General features: G+C 54.6%; 1 protein-coding gene. It reads right to left on the bottom strand.

Features of this window, described 5'->3' with window-relative positions:
- Window positions 1-172: 172 nt before the first annotated feature.
- Window positions 173-511 (bottom strand): transposase (locus JK216_RS16945; protein WP_212711407.1); only part of this gene is annotated, 339 nt, incomplete at its 5' end.

Below are 511 nucleotides of genomic sequence, written 5' to 3'. Positions count from 1 at the left end.
TTAAACGGTACCGGCCTGAGGGCTTCAGGTCTGCCGTCACGTGGTGTTTTCTGCCAGCGACGCCAGGTGCGCAGACTGATGCTGACTTCCCGGCAGGCAATGGCCCGTCGTGCACCCGACGTTACCGCTTCATTTATCCACACAATAAACTGCTGTCGTTCGCTCTCAGGGGTCAGTCGTCCGCGTCTGTTTCCCCGTAGTAATCCGTGAGCTTTTTTCGCAGTACCAGTATGGCTGCCGCCTCCGCCAGGGCTTTTTCTTTGCGGAGCAGTTCTTTCTTCAGCTGCTTATTTTCTTTCAGGCTCTGTTTCAGTGCCGCTTTATCACCGGGATTCTCCGTCTGTAAAAATCCCTGCCGCCACTGAACCAGCTGTTCCGGATACAGGCCTTTTTTACGGCAGTATTCTGCCACTTCAGCCTCGGAAAGCGTGGCAGTTTCGACTATCACAGCAAAGCGTGCTTCTGCTGACCATTGGTCTGTTGTTTTCTCTGCACCGGGCACCGGTTTCCC

This window comes from Tatumella sp. JGM94 (genome assembly GCF_018257595.1).
Classification (GTDB): domain Bacteria; phylum Pseudomonadota; class Gammaproteobacteria; order Enterobacterales; family Enterobacteriaceae; genus Tatumella; species Tatumella punctata.
Note: the sequence above shows the minus strand (reverse complement) of the source record. Positions and strands in the feature narration are given on the sequence as shown.